This is a genomic window from Ancylobacter sp. TW_SC_1 (genome assembly GCF_056836805.1).
Genome location: NZ_CM166365.1, coordinates 2,514,170 through 2,533,541 on the forward strand (window position 1 = coordinate 2,514,170; position 19,372 = coordinate 2,533,541).

The following is a 19,372-nucleotide window of genomic DNA, read 5'->3' on the forward strand; positions in this document are numbered from 1 at the left end:
ACGCGAGCGTCGCCATCCTGTGGCGCGTCACCTCCGAGCTGGTCGAAAAGGTCCGGACATCGCGCGCCGGGATCGTGCGATGTCGCATATAGGCCGGGCGGGAGTCAGCCGTTTTCCGCCCCACCCGTCAACCGGACGCGTGCATTTTCGCGCACAGCGCCGGCCTCCGCCGCGCGGCGCGGCAGATGGTGGACGGCACAAACGCGGCCGCGCCGGTGAGGAATGCAACCTCCCGGCGCGGCATATTCAACAGGAGGCGAGGGGGACGCCAACCCGACGAGCGGGCCGGCGTCCCGGTGGTCAGCGGATCAGCGGCTGGTAGTGGTGGGGCAGGCGCATCGTCACCAGATCCTTGCGCCGCACGACATTGGTCGGGTAGCGCGTGTCGAGGTTCGAGGTGTCGATCTCGCAGGCGATGACGCCTTCGCCCGCGCCGAGGATCGCCTCGCGGCGGGGGAACTCGAAGGTGTCCGGCCCGAACACGCCGCTCTTGCCGTGATAGCCGGCGGCTTCATCAATCACGTTGGCAAAGGCGAGATGCACGTTGTTCTCGCCGGCGCGGGCGCGCATCAGGTGCCAGTGATGCGGATCGGCGCCGGTCGGGATCGGGTAGTTCTGCGCCACCTTGCTGCCGGCATGCGGCGCCGTCAGTTGGCCACGCAGCGCCGCCGGGCAGACGACGAGATCGCAGCCGCGCAGCGCCAGCACGCGCCCCGCCTCCGGGAAGGCGGCGTCATGGCCGATCAGCATGCCGACCCGACCGAATTTGGTGTCGAACACGCCCCAAATGTCGCCGGGCTTGGCCCAATTGTGATCGGAGGCGTCGAGATGGGTCTTGCGATAGCTGCCGACCACGCCTTGCGGGCCCACCATCACGGCGCTGTTGTAGAGCATGCCGCCGTCGTCCTCGGCGAGGCCGGCGACGATGTGGAGGCCATGGCGCGCAGCGATGGCGACGAGGCGGGCGACCGCTTCCCCGTCGAGCGGCACGGCGGCCGGGGCGTCGAGCCCGGTGACGGCGCGTTCGGGGAACACGACGAGCTCGGCGCCGTCCTCGCGCGCCGCCTTCACGGCGAGTTCCTCGATGCGGTCGAGATTGGCGCGGACGTCTCCCGTCGGCGCGAATTGCGCGGCGGCGACGCGCGAGCGCCGGCCGGGCGGCAGCGGCCGGTGGCCGTAGAGGCTGAAGAAGTCGAGCGGGTTCCACAGGAAGGTGTTGGTCGGCAGCTCCATGTAGAGCTCCGGCCGACGCTGCTCGAACACCTTCTCGCCGAGCATGCGGCGGTCGCGGGCGCGCTCCAGGTCGATCTCGACGCAGGCGACGCCGTCGCCGGTGTCTATCACCGCCTCGATGGCGCCGTCCGGCCCGATGACGCAGCTGCCGCCAGAGAACTGTACGGTGCGCTCCAGCCCCCAGCGGTTGGACTCGATGAGGTAGCAGCTGTTCTCGACGGCGCGGGTGATCCAGTAGGGTGCCGGGGTGCGCTCGGCCAGCCAGTTGGAGATGTGGCAGATGACGTCGGCGCCGCCGAGTCCGACGAGGCGGGCGGTCTCGACGAAATGGATGTCCATGCAGACAAGCAGGGCGATGCGGCCGATGGGCGTGTCGAACACCTGATGGCCGAGATCGCCCGGCGCCGACCATTTCGGCTCCGCGATGTAGGGATGGGTCTTGCGGTGGGTGCCGACGACGCCCTCCGGCCCGATCAGCACGGCCGAGTTGAAGTAGAGATTGGTCGCGGGATCGACCTCGGGCATGCCGACGACGATGTAGCAGCCATGCTCGCGCGCGACTTCGCCGAACTGCTCGGTGGTCGGGCCGGGAATGGGTTCGACGAACGGCGCGACTTCGTCGCGGTCGAACCAGCAATAGCCGGTAGTGCCCATCTCCGGTGTCACGATGAGCCTGGCACCGTCCTGCGCCGCCTTGGTGACCAATCCGACGAGGCGCGCGATGTTGCGCTCCTTCTCGAACATGGTGGGCTCGAACTGGACGGTGGCGACCTTGAGCGGTTTCGTCATCGGCTCTCTCCGGGACGGCAAGGGGCGTTCGGCGCTCCGCATCGTCAGGCGGCCGCGCCGGGAATGGACGGATCAGGCGTTTCCTGGGGCGTGCGCCCAGTTCTCAAGCCGGTGGGCCGCGAAGCGGGTCGGGTGACGGGTGGCCGGCGCGGACCATGCCCCCCACCCATCCCTCTCCCCGCGCGGGGAGAGGGAGAAGCGCCGTCCCGGTTCAGCCGAGATAGGACTTCAGGATGGAAGCACCCAGCGTGTATTTGGGGTCCACCATGTTGCCGAGGCGCACGCGGCCGCACTGAGTGAGCAGCATGTAGGCCTCGATCTCGTCGAAGCCGTAATCGGCCGCCATCCAGCGGATGAGGTCGCGATAGGCCATGCGGGCGGCATCCTCCATCGGGCGGGTCGAGCCGATGGACATGATGAAGTCCTTGGTTTCCAGCCGCGGCGTGCGGATGGTCCAGCCCTTGATCAGGTCGATCTGCAGGGTGGTGACGGTCGGGTGTTCGAGCGCGACACCGCACAGTTCGCCGTCGCCCTGCGTGGCGTGGCAGTCGCCGAGATAGAGCAGGGCGCCCTTGGTGTTGACCGGCAGGTAGATCACCGCGCCGATGCCGACGTCGGGAAGGTCCATGTTGCCGCCGTAATAGTCCGGCTGCAGCGAGGTGATCGCCTCGATCTCCGGCGACGTGCCGATAGTGCCGATGAAGGGCACGTAGGGCAGGGTGATCTTGTCGTTCCACTTCGTGCCGGTCTCGGCATCGACATGGAGCTTCTTCACCCGGATCGGCAGCGGTGCGTTGAGCATGGCGGTGTCGGCGGTGGGCACCAGCCCGCCGAAATCGGGCATGATCAGCGTGGTGCCGCGCGGCTGCTCGCCACGCGGGACGATGTTCTTGATGTAGACCGCGAGCGTGTCGCCCTTTTCCGCGCCATTGACGTAGATCGGGCCGTTCTGCGGGTTGAGATAGGGGAAGTTCAGTATTTCGAGCGGGTTGTCGGTCTCGTTCTTGATGGCGCCCTCGAAGGCGTCATGCGTCTCCGCGGCGACCACCGCGCCGGGATCCACCTTGAGCACCGGGTCGACATAGGGGCCGTAGACGTAGTGATACGTGCCCTGTTCCGCCTCGGTGATGGTGTGGGAGGTGCCCGCCTGGCCTTTGGCGAGACCTTTGCGAGCCATGATGGAGTTCTCGAGCCAGGTCATGATGTTCTCCTTGGATGCTGGCTGTCAGACGGCGAGATGGCGGCGCATGGCTTCGCCGTCGGCGAGCGCCTCGCGCTCCAGTTCGGCGACGACGCGGCCCTTGTCCATGACGTAGCAGCGCTGGGCCATCGCCCGGATCATGTCGATGTTCTGCTCGACGAGGACGATGGTGACGCCGGTGTCGCGGTTGAGCTGGACCATGATGCGGGCAATGTCCTGCACGATGTTGGGCTGGATGCCCTCGGACGGCTCGTCGAGCAGGATGAGCTGCGGATTGGCGACCAGGACGCGGCCGATGGCGAGCTGCTGCTGCTGTCCGCCGGACATGGTGCCCGCGCGCTGCGACCAGCGCTCGCGCAGGATCGGGAAATAGCCCAGCACGCGCTCGCGATCGGCCTCGCTCACGCCGCCCTGACGCATGCCGCCCACTGCGAGGTTCTCGCCGACCGTGAGGCGCGGGAACACGTCGCGGCCCTGTGGCACATAGCCGATGCCCAGCCGCGCCCGCTTGAAGGCCGAGAGGTGCTCCACCGGCTTGTCGCGGTAGATGATGGAGCCGTCCATGGCCGGCACGAGGCCGATCAAGCTCTTCATCAGCGTCGACTTGCCGACGCCGTTGCGGCCGATGACTGCGACGATCTCGCCCTCGCGGACTTCGAGGTCGAGGCCCTGCAGCACGGGCTTGCCGCCATAGCCGGCGCGCAGGCCGAGGGTCGAGAGCATGACTTCCTTACGCATGGGCGCCACCCGACTGTTGATGGGCCGTGGACTGGCCGAGATAGATCGCGGCGACCTCCTCGTCGGCGACGATCTCGTCGATCGAGCCCTGGGCGAACACCTTGCCCAGATGCAGCACCGTCACCTTGTCGGCGACCTGCCGCACGAAGGCCATGTCGTGCTCGACCGCGAGCACGGTCATGCCCTCGGCATTGAGGCGCTTGACCATCTCGCCGGTGGCGTGGGTCTCTTCCGGCGACATGCCGGCGGTGGGCTCGTCGAGCAGCAGCAGGCGCGGCTTGAGGCTGATCGCCATGCCGATCTCCAGCCACTGCTTCTGGCCGTGGCTGAGATTGCCGGCGAGCCGCGTCGCGTCGGCGGTCAGGTTGAGGAAGTCGAGCAGCTTGTCGATCTCCTCGCCCAGCGTTGCCGGCTCGTAATGGTGCTGCATCGCGATTTCGAGGTTCTGGCGCACGCTCAGCGCCTTGAAGATGCCCGGCACCTGGAACTTCACGCTCATGCCCCGGCGGATGCGCTGGAAGGGCTTGAGGCTGGTGATCTCCTCGCCGCCGAACAGGATGGCGCCGCTGCTCGGCAGATGCTCGCCGAGGATCAGGCGGAACAGCGTCGACTTGCCGGCGCCGTTCGGCCCGATGAGGCAGTGAATCTCGCCGGTCTCAAGCACCAGGTCGACATTGTTGGTGACGTGCAGGCCGCCGAAGCGCTTGTTGAGGCCACGGGTTTCGAGTAGCGGCATCAGGCGTCTCCCGGCTGGCGCTTGGCGAACGGACGGGCGATGAGCTTGGCCAGCGCGAAGATGAGGCCGCTCGGCGCCAGCAGCACGGTGAGCACCAGCATCGCGCCCATCACGACCAGCGCGTATTGGCTGCCATGGATGGTGAGCGCCTGGAACACGGCGAGCACGGTCACGGTGCCGATCAGCGTGGTGGTGAGGTCCGAGCGCCCGCCCACCGCGACCCAGACGATGGGCAGCGCCGCGGCGGTCATGCCCATGGAGGAGGGCGTGATGTACTGGCCCCAGCTGGTGTAGAGCACGCCCGACAGGCCGGCGAGCGCCGCACCGATGACGAAGGTGCCGAGCTGGTATTTGCGGATGTCGTAGCCGAGCATCTCGGCGCGTTCGGGGTTCTCGCGGATGGCGACGAGTATGTTGCCGAAGGGCGAGTTCACCAGGATGCGCAGGCCGAGATAGACCAGCACCAGCATGCCGAGCACAACGTAATAGAGCTGTACGTCCGGGAACAGCACGATGTCGCCGCCGGGCCAGGGGAGGGTGAGCGGCGGCATGTTGCTCATGCCGTTGAAGCCGTTGAGCCGGGCAGCGCCGATTTTCCATTCCGGCCCGGCCGTCTGCGCCATGAAGCGCTCCAGCACCAGCGTCACCGACAGGGTGACGATGCCGAGGAAGACGCCGGAGATGCGGCCGAAGAACAGGAAGTAGCCGAGCAGCGCCGCGAACAGCGCGGCGACACCGATCGCCAGCACCAGCGCTACGAAGGTGAAGCCGTAGGCGGCGCCGAAATTGATGGTGAGGATGCCGTAGCTGTAGCCGGCGATGCCAAAGAACGCCGTCTGCCCGAAGCTCAGCGAGCCGCCATAGCCCCAGATGAGGCTCAGGCCCAGCGCCATGAAGATCCAGGTGAAGAAATAGACCGTGTTGCCGACCGTGTAGCCATCCGAGAACAGCGGGTAGGCGCAGGCGCCGGCCAGCACGACGAGGAAGCCGACCCAGAAGCCGGGCCCGCGGCCCAGCGTCTGTGGGCCTTCGAGGCGACGGAAAAACCGTGAGAGCGCGTTCATTGTTTGCTTTCTCGTGTCCGGGTCAGGCGCGCTCGCGCAGGAGGAAGCCGGAGAGGCCGCGCGGCAACACCCGGATGACGATGATGACGGCCATGAGCAGGCCGATCTGTCCGGCGAGCTGGCCGTACCAGGAGGTCATGGTGGCCTTGACCACGGCGAGCACCGCCGCCGCCGGGGCGGTTCCGAGGAACACGTCGGCGCCGCCGACCACGACGGTCACGAAGGCTTCCATGATGAAGGTTGTGCCCATGGTCGGCACCAGCGTCATGGTCGGCGCGTAGAGACCGCCGGCAAGCCCCGCAAGGCCCGCGCCCAGCGCGAAGGTCAGCATGTAGACGAAGCGTGTGTCGATGCCGAGCGCGGCGGCCATGTGCGGCACCTGGATCGTGGCGCGGGCCATGACGCCGAAGCGCGTCCAGTTGAACAGCGCGTACAGCGCCGCCAGGACCAGCACCGCCATGCCGCACAGCACGAGGCGGTAGAGCGAATAGGAATAGTCGCCGACCTGGAAGCTGCCGAAGGGCGTGCCCACGCCCGCCATGGTGGAGCCGAGCAGGATCAGCGTGCCCTGCGTGCCGATGAGGCTGAGGCCCCATGTGGCGACGATGGTGTCGAGCGGGCGGTCGTAGAGATGGCGGATCACCAGGATCTCGACCACGGCGCCGACGAGCCCCGAGACGAGCGCGCCGATCGCGATGGCGAGCGGCAGCGGCACGCCGGCATGGCTGGCGGAGACGGTGACATAGGCCCCGCACATGATGAATTCGCCGTGCGCTAGGTTGATCACGCCCATCATGCCGAAGATGACGGCGAGTCCGCAGGCGGACAGCACCAGAAAGGCGAAGGCATCGCCGAACTGGTAGAGCGCGGAGAAGACGAGAGTTCCGACATCCATGTGCGGTGGGGCCCTTGGGTTCAGGTATTCGCGTCGAGAAATGGAGCGGCGAAGAAAGCGGACGTCACGCCGAGGCGACGCTCTCTGGTTCCCTTCTCCGAAGGGGAGAGGGAGAAGATGGCCGCACCGGGTAGAAGGCATCGCCCCGGCTCAGGCTGGGGGGGCACAGCCGGGGCGATGTTTCCGGATGCCGCCGAAGGGAACAAGCGGCATCCGCCTTCGCTGAAGGGCGCGCAAAAAGCCCCTCAACGTCCGGCTGGGTCATCCCGGAACGGCCGGAGGCCGTGTCCGGGGTCGCGCGACCGTCTGGCCTGCGATCCCGGCTCTTCGGCTTCGTCTCCGGCCGGGATGACGGCCAGTACGCTCCGACGAATGCCGATCAGGGCTTCGGCGGCGGGTTCGAGGGCGTGTACTGCGCGCTCGGGTCGCTCTTGGTCAGGTCGCAGCCGGCTTCGCCCAGCCAGTAGGGCTTGATGTCTTCCCAGACCTTCGGGAAGGAGATCGAGTGATCCTCGCCCACCTTCGCGAGATAGATGGTGTGCGACATGTGCTGGCTCTTCGGGTCGAGGCAGACCTTGCCCTCGGGGGCGTCCATGCAGACATCGCCCTTGGCGATCTCCTTGCGCAGGTCGTCGCGCTTGGTCGACTTCGCGCGCTCGACCATCTGCTTGTAGAGGTAGACGGCGAGGTAGGAGTTCTCGGCTTCCTGGTTCACATAGGGCTCGTCCGGGAACTTGGCCTTGAACTTGGCGAAGAACTCCTTGGAGGCCGGCGTGTCGATTTCCTCGATGTAGTTGGTGGTGACGTACATGTCCTTGAGCGATGGCGGCTTGAAGCGCTTGTGCTCGTAGCCCTGGCCGACATTGACCGAGGAGGCCATCGGCAGGTTGACGTTGGCGGAGGCGGCCTGCTCGTAATAGGAGGCCTGCGCGGTGCCGACCAGCAGCGTCACCACGAAGTCGGGCTTGGCCTTCTGGATGTTCTGGATGTTCTGCGAGAACTGGGAGACGCCGAGCGGGATGAAGTCCTCGCCGACCATTTCGCCGCCGTGCTCCTTGACGATGTTGCGCACCCATTCGGCCGAGATCTGACCGAAATTGTAGTCGGCGGCGAGCGTGTAGACCTTCTTGCCGTACTTCTCCATCATCCACGGGATGAGGGTGGAGAACTGCTGCTCGGGCACCGCGCCGGTGACGATCATGTTGGCGTCGCAGACGCCGCCTTCATACTGGTTGTTGTAGAAGGCGAGGCCGTCGAACTGGTTGACGATCGGGCGGTAGGCCTCGCGCGAGGCGGAGGAGAAGCCGGCGAACACGGCGTCCACCTTGTCGCGCTGGAGCACGCGGCGCATGAACTCCTGGTAGCGCGTATTGTCGGACTGGGTGTCGTAGATCACCAGTTCGAGCGGACGGCCGTCGATGCCGCCGGCCTTGTTGATCTCCTCGGCGGCGAGCTGGATGGCATGCACCTTGCCGATGGTCGCGGCGGCGAAGTCGCCCGACTGGTCCTCGAGGACGCCGAGCTTGATCGGATCGGCGGCGAAAGCATGGGCGACGCTGAGCAAAAGCGTTCCCGTGAGGGCTGCAGCGCGCAGCCCCCGCATGGTCTTCCCAGTCATTTTCTTCTCCTGTGAAAGGTTATCTTATTCCCGCGCGGGGCTCCGGGGGGAGCTGTTGCGTGGGTTCTGCGGGGGCGCCCGCCCTCTTCTTCATGAAAGCCTCGCAGTAATCTTCGAGATTTTGCCGCGAGCGCATGCTTTCGCGCCGAAGCCATTCATAGGCCTCGTCGTCATCGACGCCCATGTCGTGCATACGGGCGATGATGGCCTTGACCACCGCGCGGCGTCCGCGCCGGCGGCGATCCATGTCGTCGAGCCGCGTCCGGAGATCGCCGCGCAACAGGAACTGGTTGATGCCGAGAAACAGGGCCGTGTAGACGGCGGCGCCCTGCACGGGTTTGCGCAGGAACGCCGACGCGCCGAGATTGATGAGATGCTTCAGCCGGCTCGGCGCTTCCACGCCGACGAGGCCGATCACCGGCACCGCGGGCTGGCGCGAGCCGGCGTCGATGTCGAGGGCGACCGGATTGTCGAGGTCGCCATCGATGAACAGGATGTCGCGCTCCGCCTGCAGTGCGCCGAGATCGAGATCGGCGCGACCGTCGACGAGGGCGGGGTAGGTGACGCCGACGCCGAGCTTGCCCAGCGTGGTCTCGAGCGCTTCGACGGCCGTGAGGCTGGACGTGACGATATACGCCCGGCCGCCGTTGAAGTTCTGTAGCAGTCGGGGTGCCATCACTTTACCACTCTCAATGACGAGTTGCGGGTAGCAACCGCATAGCGCGGCGACGACTGAACGAGATACGGATCCGGACGGACCGGGCCCGGCGCCTCGACGATGATATCAAAGCGCGACGCCGCGTTTGAAATCCCAATTCGTGGCGTCAGATAGGCGTGCAGAGTCTGAGGGTCGATGCGCACCTCGCCCTGCGGGGCGAGGAGATGCTGGCGCGTGGCGGCCTGCTTCACCGCCTCGACATCGTCCGTGCCGACTTCTGCCAGGGCGAGAATGAGCAGCTTCATCGCGATGTAGGAGGCTTCCGCGTCGGCCGAAGTGGGAGGACCCTCGGGAAACGTCTCGCGATAGGCGCGGGTGAAGGTGTCGTTGGCCGGCGAGGCGAGGGTGGAAAAATACACGCTGGAGCTCAGATGCCCGTCCACCGCATCCGTGCCGATCTCCTCGAGTTCCGGCTCGGAGAGCGTGCAGCTCACCACCGGGATGGCGCGCGGCTGGTCGATGCCGCGTGCCGCGCAGGCGGCACGGAAGGCGCGGAAGAAGGCGTAATTGCTGGTGCCGATGAGGTTGTTGAAGACGAAGTCCGGCCGCGCGTCGATGATCGCCTCGACGACCTGGTCGATTTCCGTGTCGCCCACCGGCACGTAGCGCTCGGCGAGCACCTGCGCGCCGCGCGCCGTCATGGCCTCGCGGAAGATGCGGGTGTTCTCCCACGCCCAGATGTAATTGGAGCCGACGCAGAAGGCGCTCGATCCGATCGTCGCGAGCACGTGGTCCACCAGGGGGAGGACGTGCTGGTTCGGCGAGGCGCCGGTGTAGATGACGTTGTTCGAGCTCTCGAAGCCCTCATAATGCGAGGGATACCAGAGCAGCGCGTCGTGCTTCTCGAAACAGGGGATCACCTCCTTGCGGCTGGAGGAGGTGTAGCAGCCGACCGTGTGCCGGATGCCCGAATGCAGCAGCTCGCGGCTGAAGGCGGCGTAATTGGCGAGATCCCCGCCCGGATTGACGATGACGGGCTCGATGGTAATGCCGGGAGCCGGCTGCTCGGCGACCGCCAGCAGCGCCCCGTTCAGCATGGAGCGGGCGACGACGCTATAGGGTCCCGTGGTCGAGAACATGACCCCTATGCGGAAGTGCTGCGACACGCTGTGCTCCGACCAAAACAAAAAACGCCCGCCGGTCTCTCGACCGTGGGCGTCGTTGCCACCAACCTGCAGCGCCGGGAAAAGCGCCGTCGTTGGAAATGTTCACCGAAATTGCCGCGACATTGAGCATCTTTGCCCGCCGCTTGTTTCTTAGGCTCGCGTGAAGCTGCGCCTTTGTCAAGCGCTTTTCGGCAAGGCGGCGCGTGGTGGATAACGGCCCCGCAAAGGCCGCAGGTACGCTCGTTCCGGCGTCACGGCACGCAGGAATCGCGGCCGACGGAGGTCGATGGGGGACGGCATGGATCACGCGCGCGAAACGCCTTGGAAAAAAAGGCGTCGGGTCGGCCGCGGGCGAGCGGCAGTCCCCGGCACGGCGGCCCGACAATCGGCCCGCGGGGATCGTGACGGCATGAGCGAGAAATTTACCGCCGCGATGAGAACATATTGCGAACATCGAACAAAAGCGGTACAAGGGCAGCAGATTTCCGCACCGCCCTTTTCTCTTGCGCACAGCCCGGAGCCCGGCGATGACTCAAGCGTCCCTGCGACTCGTTGAAGGATCTTCTATGGACAAGGCCAAGGCCCTGGATGCCGCGCTGACGCAGATCGAGCGCCATTTCGGCAAGGGCTCGATCATGCGCCTGGGCAAGAACGACAAGATCATGGAGATCGAGACGGTCTCCACGGGTTCGCTCGGGCTCGATATCGCGCTTGGCATCGGTGGTCTGCCGCGGGGGCGCGTCGTCGAGATTTTCGGGCCGGAATCCTCGGGCAAGACCACGCTCGCGCTGCACACCATCGCCGAAGCGCAGAAGAAGGGTGGGGTGTGCGCCTTTATCGACGCCGAACACGCGCTCGATCCGATCTATGCCCGCAAGCTGGGCGTCGACCTCGACAACCTCCTGATCTCGCAGCCCGATGCCGGCGAGCAGGCGCTGGAGATCGCCGACACGCTGGTGCGTTCCGGCGCGGTGGACGTGCTGGTGGTCGATTCGGTCGCCGCGCTGACGCCGCGCGCCGAGCTCGACGGCGAGATGGGCGACAACCAGCCCGGCATGCAGGCGCGCCTGATGAGCCAGGCGCTGCGCAAGCTCACCGCCTCGATCAACCGCTCCCACACCATGGTCATCTTCATCAACCAGATCCGCATGAAGATCGGTGTGATGTATGGTAGCCCGGAGACCACCACCGGCGGCAACGCGCTGAAGTTCTATTCCTCGGTCCGCCTCGACATTCGTCGCATCGGCGCGATCAAGGAGCGCGACGAGGTGGTCGGCAACCAGACGCGCGTGAAGGTGGTGAAGAACAAGCTGGCGCCGCCCTTCAAGCAGGTCGAGTTCGACATCATGTATGGCGAGGGCGTCTCCAAGATGGGCGAACTCATCGATCTCGGCATCAAGGCCGGCGTGGTGGAGAAGTCGGGGGCCTGGTTCTCCCATGACAGCCAGCGGCTCGGCCAGGGGCGCGAGAACGCCAAGAACTTCCTGAAGCAGAATCCGGATGTTGCTGGCCGCATCGAGGCGACGATCCGCCAGAATGCCGGTCTCATCGCCGATCAGATTCTCGCGGGCAAGGAGCCGGGCGACGACGACGAGGGCGACGCCGAAGAGTGAACGTCGAAGGGTGAACGCTGGAGAGTGATCGCGCCGCCGCCTTCGGGTGCGACGGCCCCGCGGTTCGGGAGTACGACCCGCGCCACGGGGAAGATCGAACGGTCCTTAGTCCGCCTGAGCGGCGGGGATGGCGCCGTCGCGCTTTCTGGACAAGGTGTTGATGCGTCGTTAGAACCGTGGCTCTCGCGCCGCGCGGCGCGGGCCGGCGCTGCTCTGGCGCCGGTACTTGTCATCGGCGGACCCGGGTACATGAGCGGCGTTAACGAGATACGGTCGACCTTCCTCGATTTTTTCGCGAAGAACGGGCATCAGGTGGTCGAATCCTCCCCGCTCGTGCCGCGCAACGACCCGACGTTGATGTTCACCAACGCTGGCATGGTCCAGTTCAAGAACGTCTTCACCGGCATCGAGAAGCGTCCCTATTCGCGCGCCGCCACCTCGCAGAAATGCGTCCGCGCCGGCGGCAAGCACAATGATCTCGACAATGTCGGCTATACCGCGCGGCATCACACCTTCTTCGAGATGCTCGGCAATTTTTCGTTCGGCGACTATTTCAAGGAAGACGCCATCGAGTTCGCGTGGAACCTGATCACCCGCGAATTCGAGCTGCCGGTCGAGAAGCTGCTGGTCACTGTCTACCATGAGGACGACGAGGCCTTCTCGCTGTGGAAGCGCATCGCCGGCCTGCCCGATTCCAAGATCGTGCGCATCGCCACCTCCGACAATTTCTGGCAGATGGGCGATACCGGCCCGTGCGGCCCCTGCTCGGAGATCTTCTACGACCACGGTCCGCACATCCAAGGGGGCCCGCCCGGCTCGCCCGACGAGGATGGCGACCGCTTCATCGAGATCTGGAATCTCGTCTTCATGCAGTTCGAGCAGATGCCGGGCGGCGAGCGCGTGCGCCTGCCGCGCCCCTCGATCGACACCGGCATGGGGCTCGAGCGCATCTCCGCCGTGCTGCAGGGCACGCACGACAATTACGAGATCGACCTGATGCGCGCCCTGACCGGCGCCGTCGAGGAGATGACCGACGTTCCGGCGGATGGTCCGCAGAAGGCGAGCCACCGCGTCATCGCCGACCATCTGCGCGCGGCCACCTTCCTCGTCGCCGACGGTGTGCTGCCCTCTAATGAGGGACGCGGTTACGTGCTGCGCCGCATCATGCGCCGCGCCATGCGCCACGCGCAGCTGCTCGGGGCGCGCGACCCGCTGATGCACCGCCTCGTGCCGGTGCTGGTGCGCGAGATGGGCCGCGCCTATCCGGAGATCGTGCGCGCCGAAGCACTGGTCGCCGAGACGCTGCGGCTGGAGGAGACCCGTTTCCGCAAGACGCTTGAGCGCGGCCTGTCGATCCTCGAGACGGAGAGCGACGGTCTTGGCGCCGGCGCCAAGTTCTCCGGTGAGACCGCCTTCAAGCTCTACGACACCTATGGCTTTCCGCTCGACCTCACCGAGGACGCGCTGCGGGCGCGGGGGGTCGGTGTCGATGTGGAGAGCTTCAATGCCGCGATGGAACGCCAGCGCGCCGAGGCGCGCGCCTCGTGGTCGGGCTCGGGGGAGGCGGCGACCGATGCGGTGTGGTTTTCGGTGCGCGAGGATGTCGGTGCGACCGAGTTCCTGGGCTATGGCACGGAGACCGCGGAAGGCACCGTGACGGCGCTCGTTGCCGAGGGGCAGCGCGTATCCAAACTGCCGGCCGGCGCGCGTGGCCTCGTCGTGCTGAACCAGACGCCGTTCTACGGCGAATCGGGCGGCCAGGTCGGCGACACCGGCGTGCTGACCGGTGAGGATGGCCTGCGCGCCCGCGTCATCGGCACGCAGAAGAAGCTCGGCGATATCTTCGCCCATGAGGTCGAGGTCGAGAACGGGACGCTGGCCGTCGGCACGCCACTCGCGCTGACGGTGGATTCGGAGCGTCGGCAGGCGATCCGCGCCAACCATTCGGCCACCCATCTGCTGCACGAGGCGCTGCGCCGGGTGCTCGGCGACCATGTCGCGCAGAAGGGCTCGCTCGTCGCTGCGGACCGCCTGCGCTTCGACTTCAGCCACCCCAAGCCGGTGGAGGAGGCGGAGCTGCGCGAGGTCGAGGAAATCGCCAACCGCATCGTGCTGCGCAACGAGCCGGTGGTCACGCGCCTGATGGCGGTCGACGACGCCATTGAATCGGGCGCGCGGGCGCTGTTCGGCGAGAAGTACGGCGAGGAGGTCCGCGTCGTCTCGATGGGCACGGATCCGGGCAACGGGGCGCCCTATTCGGTGGAACTGTGCGGCGGTACCCATGTGGCGCGCACCGGCGACATCGGCCTCATCAGCCTGGTCGGCGAGAGTGCGGTCGGCGCCGGCGTGCGCCGCCTCGAGGCCATGACCGGTGACACCGCCCGCCACCATCTCAATGCGCAGAGCCGGGCCCTGTACGGCGCGGCCGGCCTCCTCAAGGCGCCGGTCGGCGAGGTGGAGGCCCGCGTCGCCCAGCTTGTCGAGGAGCGCCGCAAGCTGGAGCGGGAACTCGGCGAGGCCCGTCGCAAGCTGGCCATGGGCGGGGGGGCGGACGGCGAGGAGCCGATGCGCACCGTCGGCTCCATCAAGCTGCTGGCGCGTCAGGTGACGGGCATTGATCCGAAGGATCTCAAGAGCCTGGTGGACGAGGGCAAGAAGCGCGTCGGCTCGGGCATCGTCGCCATCGTCGGCGTGACCGAGGAAGGGCGCGCGGGGCTCGTCGTGGGCGTTACCGAGGACCTCGTCGGTCGGTACGACGCCGTTGCGCTGGTGCGGCTCGGATCGGAGGCGCTCGGCGGCAAGGGCGGCGGCGGACGGCCCGACATGGCGCAGGCCGGCGGTCCCGACGGCGCCCGCGCGGCCGACGCGCTGGCGGCGATCGAGAGTGCGCTGGCCGGCTGACGCCGCAGGCCGCAATCCGGCGAGGAGTAGCCGTACATGACGGCCCGCAAGCGCGGCAGCGGTTGGTTCTCCGCCTCTTCGTGGCGCGGGCGGCGCCGTCGCTGTTACGAGGTCCTTGAGCGTGACGCCGCCCAAGATCGGCTGGCCGAGAGGGTCAATCTCGGCCTGATCGTGCTGATCGTGCTCAACGTGGTCGCAGCGGTGCTGGAAACCGTGCCGAGCCTGTTTCTGCGCGACTACGCCTTCTTCCTGGGCTTCGAGCGGTTCTCCCTGGTCGTTTTCGCGGTCGAATATCTGCTGCGGGTCTGGGTCTCGCCGGAGAATCCGCGCTATCGCGGTGTGCCGAAGATGCGTGCCCGGCTACGCTACATGCGCACCCCGGTGGCGATCATAGATCTGGTCGCCTGGCTTCCCTTCGTGCTGTCGGCGCTGCTCGGCGTGAATCTGGTCACGCTGGCGATCCTGCGGCTGCTGCGCTTCGTCAAGCTGGTGCGCTATTCGCCCGGGATGCAGTCGCTGCTGGAGGTGCTGCATCGCGAGCGGCAGTCGCTCATTGCGTGTTTCTGGCTGCTGGCGGCGGCGGTGCTCATCTCCGCTTCCGCCATGTATGTCGCCGAGGGCGACGTCCAGCCCGAGCATCTCGGCTCGATCCCGGCGGCAATGTGGTGGGCGATGGCGACGGTGACGACGGTCGGCTATGGCGACGTCTATCCCGTGACCCTGGCCGGGCGGATCATTGCCGGCCTCACCATGATCACCGGCATCGTGATGATCGCGCTACCGGTGGGCATCATAGCGACGGCCTTCGTCGACGTCATAAAGCGGCGCGACTTCATCATCACCTGGGGCATGGTGGCGCGCGTTCCGCTGTTCGCGGACCTGGACGCCGCCGGCATCGGTGAGATCCACAAGATGCTTTCCGCCCACACGGCCCAAGCCGGCGAGGTCGTCGCGCGGCGTGGCGAGGTGGCGCGGTCGATGTACTTCATCGCGTCGGGTGAGGTGGAGTTGGATTTCGCCGCCGAGACGCATGTGCTCGGCGAGGGCCAGTTCTTCGGGGAGATGGCGCTGCTGCATTCGGCCCGGCGGGCGGCGACGGCGCGGGCGCGCACGCGCTGCATGCTGCTGATGCTGGCGGCGGACGACCTCTCCGACGTGATCCGACGGCATCCCAATATCGGCGAGCGCATCCGGGCGATGGCCAAGGACGAGGAGGGCCCGCGCGCCCTGCGGCGCAGCGCCGACATCGCCGGCGACGAGATCAATGATGGAAGCGACGAACCGGCCGCGTGACGGCGGGCCGGAACCCGGGGCGCGCGTGGCGCCCCGGGAAGAGGCGGCTCAGGCGAGCGCCTTGGCGAGGTTCTCGGAAATCTTGTCGAGGAACCCGGTGGTGGAGAGCCATTTCTGGTCGGCGCCGACGAGCAAGGCGAGGTCCTTGGTCATGTAGCCGCTCTCGACGGTGTCGACGCAGACCTTCTCCAGCGTGCTGGCGAAGGCGGCGAGCTCGGCGTTGTCGTCCAGCTTGGCGCGATGGGCGAGGCCGCGCGTCCAGGCGAAGATCGAGGCGATGGAGTTGGTCGAGGTCTCCTTGCCCTTCTGGTGTTCGCGGTAATGGCGCGTCACCGTGCCGTGCGCCGCCTCGGCCTCGACGGTCCGGCCGTCCGGGCTGAGCAGCACCGAGGTCATCAGGCCGAGCGAGCCGAAGCCCTGCGCCACGATGTCGGACTGCACGTCGCCGTCATAGTTCTTGCAGGCCCAGACATAGCCGCCCGACCATTTCAGCGCCGAGGCCACCATGTCGTCGATCAGCCGGTGCTCGTACCAGATCTTGCGCTTCTCGAACTCGGCCTTGAACTCGGCGTCGTAGATTTCCTGGAAGATGTCCTTGAAGCGCCCGTCATAGACCTTGAGAATGGTGTTCTTGGTCGAGAGATAGACGGGGTAGTTGCGCATCAGGCCGTAATTGAGCGAGGCGCGGGCGAATTCGCGGATCGACTCGTCGAGATTGTACATGGCCATCGCCACGCCCGCGCCGGGCGCCCGGTAGACCTCGTGCTCGATCACCGCTCCGTCCTCGCCGACGAACTTGATGCTCAGCGTGCCCTTGCCGGGGAAGGTGAAGTCGGTGGCGCGGTACTGGTCGCCGAAGGCGTGGCGGCCGACGACGATGGGCTGCGTCCAGCCCGGCACCAGGCGCGGCACGTTCCGGCAGATGATCGGCTCGCGGAAGATCACCCCGCCGAGGATGTTGCGGATCGTGCCGTTGGGTGAACGCCACATCTTCTTGAGGTTGAACTCCTTCACCCGCGCTTCGTCGGGGGTGATGGTGGCGCATTTCACGCCGACGCCCACCCGCTTGATCGCCTCGGCGGCGTCGATCGTCACCTGGTCGCCGGTGGCGTCGCGGTTCTCGACGCTGAGGTCGTAATACTCCAGCGGCACGTCGAGATAGGGATGGATCAGCTTGTCCTTGATGTACTGCCAGATGATCCGGGTCATCTCGTCGCCGTCGAGCTCGACGACCGGATTCGCCACCTTGATCTTCGCCATGAAAAGTCACCTCGCACGGAAATCGTTGTCGGAGGGTCGCGGCGCGTGTCCGCGCGGGCAGACGCCGGATGCGCGGGTGATACCGCGCGGCGCGGCACAGGGAAAGCATGTCCCGGGCCAAATTTCGACCAAAGGACAAGCCGGGGCGCCTTCTCCACCAATGGCTTCTGGCATTTCGTATACTGTATGGCGCCACCGGCGTCTTTGCGAGCCGTGACGCTTCGCAAGCGCGCCCCACGCGGCTATATGAGCGACCTTTCCCGAATGACGACGAAGCGAGGAACAGCGATGTCCGGCGCCGGCACCGACAGCACCAAGCCCTGGCCGGAAGGCGGACCGGTGGTGATCCTCGTCGAGCCCCAGCTCGGCGAGAATATCGGCTCGGCCGTGCGGGCGATGGGCAATTTCGGCCTGTCGCGGCTGCGTCTGGTCAATCCGCGCGAGGGCTGGCCCAATCCGAAGGCGGTGACCTTCGCTTCCGGCGCCGACCGCATTCTCGAAGGCGCCGAGCTCTTTCCCGATCTGCGCTCGGCACTGGCAGACCTCAACTTCGTCGTGGCGGCAACCGCGCGCGAGCGTGGCATGCAGAAGCCGGTGATCGGCGCCGACGCGGCCGCCGCGGAGATGATCGCGCGCGCGGCCGGCGGCGAGACGGTGGGGCTGATGTTCGGGCGTGAGCGCACCGGGCTTTACACCGAGGAAGTGTCGCTCGCCGACGTCATCCTCACCCTGCCGGTCAATCCCGCCTTCGCCTCGCTCAATCTCGGCATGGCGGTCGCGGTCGTTGCCTATGAATGGTTCAAGCTGGCCTCCGGCGGGGCGCTGCCGTTCCAGCAGCCGGACCGCTATCCGATCGCCGACAAGGGCGATCTGCTCGCCTTCTTCGACCATATCGAGCGCGAGCTCGACGAGGCGCTGTTCTTCCGCTCGCCAGAGAAGCAGCCGGTGACGACGCGCAACATCCGCAACATCTTCCACCGCGTCGGCCTCACCCGGCAGGACATCGCCACGCTGCACGGCATGGTCGCCGCGCTTGTAGAGGGGCGCCGGACGCGCGAGGAGCGCACGGCGGCGCGTCTCGGCAAGGCGCGGACGGGCGAAGGCGCGGGCGATGAGGGCCTGCCCGCCGAGAAACCCGACGCCTGAGCGGGGTGCAACGAAGCGTTCACCAAGATGCGCCACAATGATGCCCGGGATGGAGGACATCAGATGCGTATCGAGGCTTCTCCCGTTTCCGGCCCGGCCGGCGCGCACGGCGTCTCGCACATCGCTTCGTCAACGGGGCCGTCCGTCGTGTCGTCGCTGCCGCTTCACCCGCCTGCCGCCGCGCTGCGCGCGCCGACCATCATCGTGTTCGATTCCGGTCTCGGTGGGCTTTCCGTCTTCCGCGAGTTGGCCCGCGCGCGGCCGGATGCGCGCTTCGTCTATGTGGCGGACGATGCCGGCTTTCCCTATGGCGCGCTGAGCGAGGGCGACCTCGTCGCCCGCGTCCTTGCCATCATGGACGCGCTGATCGCCCGGCTGGCGCCGGATGCGGTGGTGATCGCCTGCAACACCGCCTCCACGCTGGTGCTGCCGGCGCTGCGCGCGCGCTATCCCATCCCCTTCGTCGGCACGGTCCCGGCGATCAAGCCGGCCTGCGAGGGCTCGCTCACCCGTCAGGTGAGCGTACTGGCCACGCCCGGCACGGTGAAGCGCGACTATACCCAGGCACTGATCCGCGATTTCGCCGGCCACTGCCACGTCACTCTGGTCGGCAGCACGCATCTGGCCGGGCTGGCGGAAGCGGCGATGGCGGGGGGGGAGATCGCCGACGAGGCCTTCGCGGCGGAGATCGCACCGGCCTTCGTGCGCGAGGGCAAGGCTCGCACCGACACGGTGGTGCTGGCCTGCACCCATTACCCGCTGGTGCTCGACCGGTTGCAGAAGGTCGCGCCCTGGCCGGTGCGGTGGGTCGATCCGGCTGCCGCCATCGCCCGGCGCCTCGGCTCGCTGATCGGTCCGGTCGCCTTCGCCGCAAGTCCGGCACCGCTGCGCCTGTTCGCGACCGGCACGCCGCTCGACGCGGCGCTGGTGGAGCGCATCGTCGGTCGGCGCGCGCGGACATGCGAACTGGTGCCGCTGGCGGCAGCGCCCGTCTAGGGCCGTCTGTCTCCCGTTGCGCCTTGCCAGCGCCGCGATCCCTGCCCAGCATGCCGGAACGGCAG

At 67.0% G+C, this 19,372-nt stretch carries 15 protein-coding genes; 5 read left to right on the plus strand and 10 right to left on the minus strand.

Features of this window, described 5'->3' with window-relative positions; translation table 11 throughout:
• Positions 1-300 precede the first annotated feature (300 nt).
• The 9 genes from AC1PZ7_RS11605 to AC1PZ7_RS11645 all read right to left on the minus strand — a co-directional run bounded on the left by AC1PZ7_RS11605 (position 301) and on the right by AC1PZ7_RS11645 (position 10,071).
• Positions 301-2,022 carry a nitrilase-related carbon-nitrogen hydrolase gene (locus tag AC1PZ7_RS11605; RefSeq protein WP_482355385.1) on the minus strand — a complete coding sequence of 574 codons (1,722 nt, stop codon included), beginning with the start codon at positions 2,020-2,022 and terminating at the stop codon, positions 301-303.
• 211 nt (positions 2,023-2,233) lie between these two features.
• Positions 2,234-3,223 carry an acetamidase/formamidase family protein gene (locus AC1PZ7_RS11610; RefSeq protein ID WP_482355386.1) on the minus strand — a complete coding sequence of 330 codons (990 nt, stop codon included), beginning with the start codon at positions 3,221-3,223 and terminating at the stop codon, positions 2,234-2,236.
• 24 nt (positions 3,224-3,247) lie between these two features.
• Positions 3,248-3,961: an ABC transporter ATP-binding protein gene (locus AC1PZ7_RS11615; RefSeq protein ID WP_482355387.1), complete on the minus strand. Its 714-nt coding sequence runs from the start codon at positions 3,959-3,961 to the stop codon at positions 3,248-3,250.
• A complete protein-coding gene (locus tag AC1PZ7_RS11620; protein WP_482355388.1) occupies positions 3,954-4,697 on the minus strand; it encodes an ABC transporter ATP-binding protein in 744 nt (247 codons plus the stop codon). The genes AC1PZ7_RS11615 and AC1PZ7_RS11620 overlap by 8 nt, the downstream gene beginning before the upstream one ends.
• Positions 4,697-5,761 carry a branched-chain amino acid ABC transporter permease gene (locus tag AC1PZ7_RS11625; protein ID WP_482355389.1) on the minus strand — a complete coding sequence of 355 codons (1,065 nt, stop codon included), beginning with the start codon at positions 5,759-5,761 and terminating at the stop codon, positions 4,697-4,699. Before AC1PZ7_RS11625 ends, AC1PZ7_RS11620 begins: the two co-directional genes overlap by 1 nt.
• A gap of 22 nt (positions 5,762-5,783) precedes the next feature.
• Positions 5,784-6,656 (minus strand): ABC transporter permease subunit, encoded by an 873-nt coding sequence (locus tag AC1PZ7_RS11630; RefSeq protein ID WP_482355390.1) that lies wholly within the window; start codon positions 6,654-6,656, stop codon positions 5,784-5,786.
• 379 nt (positions 6,657-7,035) lie between these two features.
• On the minus strand, positions 7,036-8,274 hold the full coding sequence (locus tag AC1PZ7_RS11635) for an urea ABC transporter substrate-binding protein (RefSeq protein ID WP_482355391.1): 1,239 nt from the start codon (positions 8,272-8,274) through the stop codon (positions 7,036-7,038).
• Between the two features lie 19 nt (positions 8,275-8,293).
• A complete protein-coding gene (locus tag AC1PZ7_RS11640; protein WP_482355392.1) occupies positions 8,294-8,950 on the minus strand; it encodes an ANTAR domain-containing response regulator in 657 nt (218 codons plus the stop codon).
• Positions 8,950-10,071: a transporter substrate-binding domain-containing protein gene (locus AC1PZ7_RS11645; protein ID WP_482359624.1), complete on the minus strand. Its 1,122-nt coding sequence runs from the start codon at positions 10,069-10,071 to the stop codon at positions 8,950-8,952. The genes AC1PZ7_RS11640 and AC1PZ7_RS11645 overlap by 1 nt, the downstream gene beginning before the upstream one ends.
• 554 nt (positions 10,072-10,625) lie before the next feature.
• Between AC1PZ7_RS11645 and recA the strand changes: the two genes are divergently transcribed.
• From recA to AC1PZ7_RS11660, 3 genes are all read left to right on the plus strand, one after another.
• Positions 10,626-11,711, plus strand: a complete 1,086-nt coding sequence (gene recA / locus AC1PZ7_RS11650) for a recombinase RecA (protein ID WP_482355393.1) — start codon at positions 10,626-10,628, stop codon at positions 11,709-11,711.
• Positions 11,712-11,960: 249 nt separating this feature from the next.
• Complete coding sequence (alaS, locus tag AC1PZ7_RS11655) at positions 11,961-14,612, plus strand: alanine--tRNA ligase (protein WP_482355394.1); 2,652 nt, start codon at positions 11,961-11,963, stop codon at positions 14,610-14,612.
• Positions 14,613-14,648: 36 nt separating this feature from the next.
• Complete coding sequence (locus AC1PZ7_RS11660; RefSeq protein WP_482355395.1) at positions 14,649-15,905, plus strand: cyclic nucleotide-gated ion channel; 1,257 nt, start codon at positions 14,649-14,651, stop codon at positions 15,903-15,905.
• Positions 15,906-15,953: 48 nt separating this feature from the next.
• On the opposite strand, the gene AC1PZ7_RS11665 is transcribed toward AC1PZ7_RS11660, so the two are convergent.
• Positions 15,954-17,165 carry an NADP-dependent isocitrate dehydrogenase gene (locus tag AC1PZ7_RS11665; RefSeq protein WP_482355396.1) on the minus strand — a complete coding sequence of 404 codons (1,212 nt, stop codon included), beginning with the start codon at positions 17,163-17,165 and terminating at the stop codon, positions 15,954-15,956.
• Positions 17,166-17,453: 288 nt separating this feature from the next.
• Between AC1PZ7_RS11665 and AC1PZ7_RS11670 the strand changes: the two genes are divergently transcribed.
• The gene (locus AC1PZ7_RS11670; protein WP_482355397.1) at positions 17,454-18,311 is read left to right on the plus strand and encodes an RNA methyltransferase; all 858 of its coding nucleotides are present in this window, start codon (positions 17,454-17,456) and stop codon (positions 18,309-18,311) included.
• A gap of 147 nt (positions 18,312-18,458) precedes the next feature.
• Positions 18,459-19,307, plus strand: a complete 849-nt coding sequence (murI, locus tag AC1PZ7_RS11675) for a glutamate racemase (RefSeq protein ID WP_482359625.1) — start codon at positions 18,459-18,461, stop codon at positions 19,305-19,307.
• Positions 19,308-19,372 lie beyond the last annotated feature (65 nt).

What these genes read in the sequence shown, in the direction of transcription:
- AC1PZ7_RS11605 (WP_482355385.1), bottom strand. Translation starts at nt 2,022, where the DNA reads ATGACGAAACCGCTCAAGGTCGCCACCGTCCAGTTCGAGCCCACCATG.
- AC1PZ7_RS11610 (WP_482355386.1), bottom strand. Translation starts at nt 3,223, where the DNA reads ATGACCTGGCTCGAGAACTCCATCATGGCTCGCAAAGGTCTCGCCAAA.
- AC1PZ7_RS11615 (WP_482355387.1), bottom strand. Translation starts at nt 3,961, where the DNA reads ATGCGTAAGGAAGTCATGCTCTCGACCCTCGGCCTGCGCGCCGGCTAT.
- AC1PZ7_RS11620 (WP_482355388.1), bottom strand. Translation starts at nt 4,697, where the DNA reads ATGCCGCTACTCGAAACCCGTGGCCTCAACAAGCGCTTCGGCGGCCTG.
- AC1PZ7_RS11625 (WP_482355389.1), bottom strand. Translation starts at nt 5,761, where the DNA reads ATGAACGCGCTCTCACGGTTTTTCCGTCGCCTCGAAGGCCCACAGACG.
- AC1PZ7_RS11630 (WP_482355390.1), bottom strand. Translation starts at nt 6,656, where the DNA reads ATGGATGTCGGAACTCTCGTCTTCTCCGCGCTCTACCAGTTCGGCGAT.
- AC1PZ7_RS11635 (WP_482355391.1), bottom strand. Translation starts at nt 8,274, where the DNA reads ATGACTGGGAAGACCATGCGGGGGCTGCGCGCTGCAGCCCTCACGGGA.
- AC1PZ7_RS11640 (WP_482355392.1), bottom strand. Translation starts at nt 8,950, where the DNA reads ATGGCACCCCGACTGCTACAGAACTTCAACGGCGGCCGGGCGTATATC.
- AC1PZ7_RS11645 (WP_482359624.1), bottom strand. Translation starts at nt 10,071, where the DNA reads ATGTTCTCGACCACGGGACCCTATAGCGTCGTCGCCCGCTCCATGCTG.
- recA (WP_482355393.1), top strand. Translation starts at nt 10,626, where the DNA reads ATGACTCAAGCGTCCCTGCGACTCGTTGAAGGATCTTCTATGGACAAG.
- alaS (WP_482355394.1), top strand. Translation starts at nt 11,961, where the DNA reads ATGAGCGGCGTTAACGAGATACGGTCGACCTTCCTCGATTTTTTCGCG.
- AC1PZ7_RS11660 (WP_482355395.1), top strand. Translation starts at nt 14,649, where the DNA reads ATGACGGCCCGCAAGCGCGGCAGCGGTTGGTTCTCCGCCTCTTCGTGG.
- AC1PZ7_RS11665 (WP_482355396.1), bottom strand. Translation starts at nt 17,165, where the DNA reads ATGGCGAAGATCAAGGTGGCGAATCCGGTCGTCGAGCTCGACGGCGAC.
- AC1PZ7_RS11670 (WP_482355397.1), top strand. Translation starts at nt 17,454, where the DNA reads ATGTCCGGCGCCGGCACCGACAGCACCAAGCCCTGGCCGGAAGGCGGA.